The sequence below is a fragment of the Anoxybacillus sp. TBDG-1 genome, assembly GCF_054815885.1.
Genome location: NZ_JBTZSY010000075.1, coordinates 1 through 6,107, shown reverse-complemented (window position 1 = coordinate 6,107; position 6,107 = coordinate 1). Strand labels below are relative to the sequence as shown.

Here is a 6,107-nt window from a genome sequence, read left to right as displayed (position 1 = left end):
ACTTTATAAATAATTAATAGATTATTTATAAAGTTTTGTAAGTTTTCTGTAACGGGCGGAGAGGATGAAAGTGTTAATCGTTGATGATCATGATTTAATCCGTAAAGGCATTCGTTTACTTCTTGAAGGTTTTCCAGATGTAGAAGTGATCGGGGAGGCAAGCAACGGTTGCGATGCCATTACACTTGCATTAAAACACCATCCAGATGTGATTTTGCTCGACCTTTCGATGCCGACAGGGCTTGATGGATTTACAACTGCAAAAACGATTATGGATGAATTAGAAGATGTGAAAATTATCGTTTTAACGATGCATGATGAAGAAATATATGTGCAAAAAGCGATTCAATATAACATTCATGGCTATTTGTTAAAAAATAGCCAAACAAACGATTTATACGAAGCGTTGCAAGCGGTATACGGTGGGAAACGGTTTTATCGCACACATATTCCTGATGAACATCTTGAAAAAATGTTTGCAGAAAAAGAGCCAAAATCCCCGCTTACAAATCGTGAGCGAGAAATTGTTCGTCTGACGTTTTTAGGGTATACGAACAACCAAATTGCAAACAAGTTAAAAATCAGTCCGAAAACAGTGGAAAATCATAAAACGAACATTATGCAAAAGCTCGGCATTAAAGAAAAACATGAGCTCATTCAGTACGCCTTAAAAAATCATATTGCGGATTTAGTGTAAAGGGAGCGTTTCGTGATGGAATATACAGTTTCCTATTTGCTTGTTCTTTTCCTTATTGGTGCAATTGGTTCCATTTTATCAGGGATGGTTGGCATCGGCGGCTCAGTCATTAAATATCCGATGCTTTTATATATTCCTCCGCTTCTCGGCTTTGTCGCTTTTACGGCACAAGAAGTAGCTGCCATTAGTGCGGTACAAGTGTTTTTCTCGACGCTAGCCGCACTCGTTGTATTTAAAAAAGGTGGATACGTATCGTTTCGGCTTGTCGGTTATATGGGAACAGCGATTGTTATCGGTAGCTTTATCGGGGGATACGGTTCGAAGTTTTTAGCTGATGAGACGATTAACTTTGTGTATGCCATTTTAGCATCGATCGCAGCGATATTAATGTTTTTCCCAAAACCAAAAGGAAGCGAAGAAGTATCAGCAGAGCAACTCACATTTAATCGCTTGTATGCAGTCGTATTATCTTTTATTGTCGGAGTTGCTTCTGGCATTGTTGGAGCGGCAGGGGCGTTTATTATTGTACCAATTATGCTCGTCATTTTAAAGGTGCCGACACGCATCGCGATTGGTTCATCTGTGGCGATTACGTTTATTTCATCGATCGGAGCGACGGTCGGGAAAATAATGGGTGGACATATGCTTCTCATTCCATCGATTGTGATGGTTATTGCTAGTTTACTAGCCGCTCCCGTTGGAGCAAAACTAAGTCAAAAAATAAATACGAAAGTGCTCGAATATATTTTACTTGTATTAATTGTAGCGACTGTGATAAAAATTTGGTATGAAATGTTGACGTAAGCTGGCTCGTTTGAGTCGGCTTTCTTTTGTTCGTTGCAACGCCCATGAAAATTTGGTATCATGTTAAATAGTGGAAAAATAAAATAAATAGGATGATGGGGATGAAACGAGCACGTATTATTTATAACCCGACGTCAGGACGAGAAATATTTAAAAAACATTTACCAGATGTACTTATTCGTTTAGAACAAGCAGGATATGAAACGTCATGTCACGCGACAACAGGAGCGGGGGATGCGACAGCGGCGGCAAGAAAAGCGGTTGAACGCAAATTTGACCTCGTTATTGCCGCAGGTGGAGACGGAACGATTAACGAAGTAGTCAACGGGCTAGCTGATGCATCGTATCGACCAAACCTCGGCATTATTCCAGTCGGTACGACGAACGATTTTGCCCGAGCGATCGGTGTACCGCGCTCGATTGAAGGAGCATGTGATGTCATCGTAAACGGAGAAGCCGTGCCAATTGATATTGGGGCGGTAACAAATGAAGGAAAAACGCATTATTTCATTAATATCGCAGGTGGCGGACGTTTGACAGAATTAACGTACGAAGTGCCAAGCAAATTAAAGACGATGATTGGCCAACTTGCTTACTATTTAAAAGGAATAGAAATGCTTCCTTCCCTCCATCCTGTTCACGTAAAAATCGAGTACGATGGGAAAATGTTTGAAGGGGCTGTCATGCTTTTTCTCGTTTCGCTTACGAACTCGGTTGGTGGTTTTGAAAAATTAGCACCCGATTCATCATTAAACGATGGCATGTTTGATTTAATTATTTTAAAGGAAACGAGCTTAGCTGAGTTTATTAAAATTGCAACGCTAGCAATACGCGGCGAGCATATTCACGATCCGCACATCATTTATACGAAAGCAAATCGAGTTAAAGTATATACAGAAGAAAATATGCAACTCAATTTAGATGGCGAGTATGGTGGCATGCTTCCGGGAGAGTTTGTCAATTTGTATCGTCATATCAACGTATTTGTTCCGAAAGAAAAAGCTGAACAAATGAGAACAGGGGAGTAATCCTGTTCTTTTTTGTTCCACTATGCTACAATCTTGACAGCATTTTGCGGAAGGGGAAAGAAATATGGAAGCACCAGTAGCAAAAAACGAATATTACGATGTCATATTTGAGGACTTAACACACGACGGTGCAGGGGTGGCGAAAATCGATGGCTTTCCGATTTTTGTTGCGAACGGGCTCCCAGGCGAAAAAGCGAAAATTAAAGTCATTAAAGTAAAAAAAGGCTACGGCTACGGCCGTTTGATCGAATTATACGAACGAAGCACGGATCGTGTAGAGGCACCGTGCACTGTTTATAAGCAATGCGGGGGCTGTCAGTTGCAACACCTTAGCTATGAAGGGCAATTGAAGGCGAAACATAAACATGTGAAAGAAGTATTGGCGCGCATCGGAAAAGTGGAACATGCGATCGTTCATCCCGTCCTTCGTATGAATGAGCCATGGCGATATCGAAACAAAGCGCAAGTGCCCGTCGGTGAGCGTGAAGATCGGCTTGTCGCAGGTTTTTATAAAGAAAGAAGCCATGATATTATCGATATGGACGCCTGTTTGATCCAGCAAGAAATGAACGATATCGTTGTACAAACGGTCAAACACATTTGCGAGCAGTATAACATTCCAGCCTACAACGAACAAACGCATAAAGGCGTCCTTCGGCATATTATGGCACGCTACGGGGCAACGACGAAAGAAGTGATGGTCGTTTTCATTACTCGTACCGAGGAGTTGCCTCATAAAAACAAAATCGTTGAGGAGATTGTAAAACGTGTACCAAACGTGAAGGCGATCGTCCAAAATATAAACCCGAAGCGAACAAATGTCATTATGGGAGAACAGACGCGTGTCCTTTGGGGCTCGGAATATATTTATGATTATATCGGCGACATTCGTTTTGCGATTTCCGCCCGTTCATTTTATCAAGTGAACCCGGAACAAACGAAAGTGTTATACGAGAAAGCGTTAGAATATGCAGAGTTGACTGGAAAAGAAACAGTTATCGACGCCTACTGTGGCATCGGAACGATTTCGCTCTTTTTAGCGAAAAACGCAAAAAAAGTATACGGGGTCGAAGTCGTTCCAGAAGCGATTGAAGACGCCAAGCGAAACGCTGAACTAAATGGCATCACAAATGTACAATTTGCGGTCGGAGAGGCCGAAGTCGTCATTCCGAAATGGTACGAGCAAGGAGTAAAGGCGGACTGTATCGTCGTTGACCCACCGCGAAAAGGCTGTGACGAAACATTATTACAGACAATGATCGCCATGAAACCGAAGCGCATCGTCTACGTCTCGTGCAACCCAGCTACTCTTGCCCGCGACTTGCGTATGTTAGAAGACGGCGGCTATCAAACGCTCGAAGTCCAACCTGTCGACATGTTCCCGCATACTGTGCATGTGGAGTGCGTTGCGAAGTTAGAGGTTAGTTTTGTACACACCAAATAAACTCGTTCCAATCCATTCATAACGAGAAATAAAATAATCTTTACACACAAAGGATCATTAGTCTTATACATGATCCTTTGTGTTTTAAAGAGAAAATATTTCGGTTCATCACCAAAAGTTTTACTTGACTTTTTCTGAGCACATTCTATTTACTTTTTTAAGAAAGTAAGTAAATCAATGATTTTGCGCATCTTTGTACAGGAAACCGTATTGCTTGTCAAGTACATGTTGTGGTGATGAACCTCTTTTTTGTACTATTCATAATTAAGGAGATGGATGGAGGAATGGGAAGATTTGTTGTGATTTTTATCTTTCTTATCTTGGTCATTATCGTAGGATTGTTTTTTTATCAAGGGAACGATTTCAAGAAAAATGATTCTATATCTAGTTCCGATGAAGATATTTCTAGTTTACATACAGTAAAAGGCGTGATAGATGTTGGGAAAGCAGTGAGCGAATCCATCAGAGATCATGGAAAAACTTATCGGAAAGGGGAATACATCGCTGCAGGGCACATCATTCTCAGTACAGAACAAAAAGCGAATGATAGGTATTTTTCCTAGGAAAAGAAGCGGATTATCTTCCGCTTCTTAATTATTGAACGTTCAAATGGATTTGATTACAATTCCATGACTTTCTTGGCTTTTTCGCAAGTAATGAAGCGATAAAACCGAATATCGGGAACGCTATCGTTATGAGTAATATTTCATGATACCCTTGAAATAAATCATAGCCAATTCCAAATGGAAGAGGTCCAAATGCGGAACCTATAACCATTATCATCGTCGCAACACCATTAATACTTCCAATGTATTTTCTCCCAAAATAGTCAGGCCAAATAATGTTAAGGGTAATTCGTTCTAACCCGCCAACAATTCCCCACATAACCCCAAAGAGAAAAGCGAATGGTACACTATTTGTAAAAAGCAATAAAAGTAAAATGATGATTTCTCCTAAAAAAACAATAGACAACATAATATTTACCCTTACTTTTTCTAAAATAAAGCCTGAGATAAATGAAATTGGGAACCCTACAACCGCCATAAGGCTCAGTACAATCGCGGCGTATTGAGGGGCTATTCCACTTTCCCCAAAAATCGAAAGTAAATGAAAAGTTAGACCCGTATTGACCATTGCGGGAATACCGACGCAAAGGAGAATGAGCCAAAAGGATTTTGTTTTCATTGCTTCTTTTAGTGTCCAATTTTCTTCATTTATTAAATTTTTTTCTTTATGATTAAATTCTTTTGTCTTGCTTATACCGTCTGGAAGAAAACCCATATCTTCAGGGCGATTTCGAATAAAAAGAAAAGCAAGTGGAGTAAAGAATAATAGTAAAATGATTCCCCATACTCGCCAAGCAACTTGCCAGTTCCACATTTCAATTAACCAAGCATTTAGAACAGGAAATAAAGCAGAGCTTAAAAATCCCCCAACCGCCATAAAGCTTAATGCACGTCCTCTTTTTTGAATAAACCATTGAGGAACTAATGTATGAGGTATAAGTGTCATCGACCCTTGACCAAAAAGACGAATTAAAAAGAAACCAATAAACATCATGAAACTATTTACAACAAAGCTGTTAAATAAACAAGAAAAACCTAAAATAATTGAAATAATTACTGTCATCAATCGTTGTCCTAATTTATCTACAAGATTCCCTATAAATACCATTAAAATACCAGCAAGAAGCGTGGCGATAGAATAAAGACTAGATATATGAGATCTCGACCAACCAAACTCCTTAATATATTCATCAATAAAAACTGCATTCGAATATGTTTGACCAGGACCAGAAAAGAAAACGCCTAAAGCCCCGATCCATACAATCACCCAGCCATAAAAAATAGAAGACACATGTTTTCTTTTATTAAACAAAGTCACTTACCCTCCAATTTACTTCTCTTATTCTAACATATATATTCAATGGTATATGATATATTTTTATTTATAATTTAGTCAAATGAAATATAATTGACTGCATTTACTCTTTACTGTAAGATATGAAACGAAGAATTTATTCATGGAGGTTAGTAACTGTTAAAATGTTTTTTTAAAAATCCATAAAAATCTATATAAAATTTATAAAAAATTACAAGGCAAAAGAGCAAATAAAGCCAAGAGAATGGTTAAG

At 39.1% G+C, this 6,107-nt stretch carries 6 protein-coding genes; 5 read left to right on the top strand and 1 reads right to left on the bottom strand.

Annotation, left to right across the window (positions count from 1 at the left end; genetic code table 11):
- Positions 1-64: 64 nt before the first annotated feature.
- The 5 genes from ACYQY7_RS13490 (at position 65) to ACYQY7_RS13470 (ending at position 4,536) form a co-directional block, all read left to right on the top strand.
- Positions 65-697, top strand: a complete 633-nt coding sequence (locus tag ACYQY7_RS13490; protein ID WP_461202825.1) for a response regulator — start codon at positions 65-67, stop codon at positions 695-697.
- Between the two features lie 15 nt (positions 698-712).
- The gene (locus ACYQY7_RS13485) at positions 713-1,501 is read left to right on the top strand and encodes a sulfite exporter TauE/SafE family protein (protein ID WP_461202824.1); all 789 of its coding nucleotides are present in this window, start codon (positions 713-715) and stop codon (positions 1,499-1,501) included.
- Positions 1,502-1,602: 101 nt separating this feature from the next.
- Entirely contained in the window at positions 1,603-2,529 is a 927-nt protein-coding gene (locus ACYQY7_RS13480) for a diacylglycerol kinase (protein ID WP_461202822.1), read from the top strand.
- Between the two features lie 64 nt (positions 2,530-2,593).
- A complete protein-coding gene (gene rlmD, locus ACYQY7_RS13475) occupies positions 2,594-3,973 on the top strand; it encodes a 23S rRNA (uracil(1939)-C(5))-methyltransferase RlmD (RefSeq protein ID WP_461202820.1) in 1,380 nt (459 codons plus the stop codon).
- A 284-nt stretch (positions 3,974-4,257) separates the two neighbouring features.
- Positions 4,258-4,536 (top strand): hypothetical protein, encoded by a 279-nt coding sequence (locus ACYQY7_RS13470; protein WP_461202818.1) that lies wholly within the window; start codon positions 4,258-4,260, stop codon positions 4,534-4,536.
- A 31-nt stretch (positions 4,537-4,567) separates the two neighbouring features.
- Here ACYQY7_RS13470 and ACYQY7_RS13465 read toward each other — a convergent pair whose 3' ends face one another.
- Positions 4,568-5,851 (bottom strand): MFS transporter, encoded by a 1,284-nt coding sequence (locus tag ACYQY7_RS13465; protein WP_461202817.1) that lies wholly within the window; start codon positions 5,849-5,851, stop codon positions 4,568-4,570.
- Positions 5,852-6,107: the final 256 nt, after the last annotated feature.

Coding starts and splice junctions, on each gene's coding strand:
- ACYQY7_RS13490 (WP_461202825.1), top strand. CDS start 65: ATGAAAGTGTTAATCGTTGATGATCATGATTTAATCCGTAAAGGCATT.
- ACYQY7_RS13485 (WP_461202824.1), top strand. CDS start 713: ATGGAATATACAGTTTCCTATTTGCTTGTTCTTTTCCTTATTGGTGCA.
- ACYQY7_RS13480 (WP_461202822.1), top strand. CDS start 1,603: ATGAAACGAGCACGTATTATTTATAACCCGACGTCAGGACGAGAAATA.
- rlmD (WP_461202820.1), top strand. CDS start 2,594: ATGGAAGCACCAGTAGCAAAAAACGAATATTACGATGTCATATTTGAG.
- ACYQY7_RS13470 (WP_461202818.1), top strand. CDS start 4,258: ATGGGAAGATTTGTTGTGATTTTTATCTTTCTTATCTTGGTCATTATC.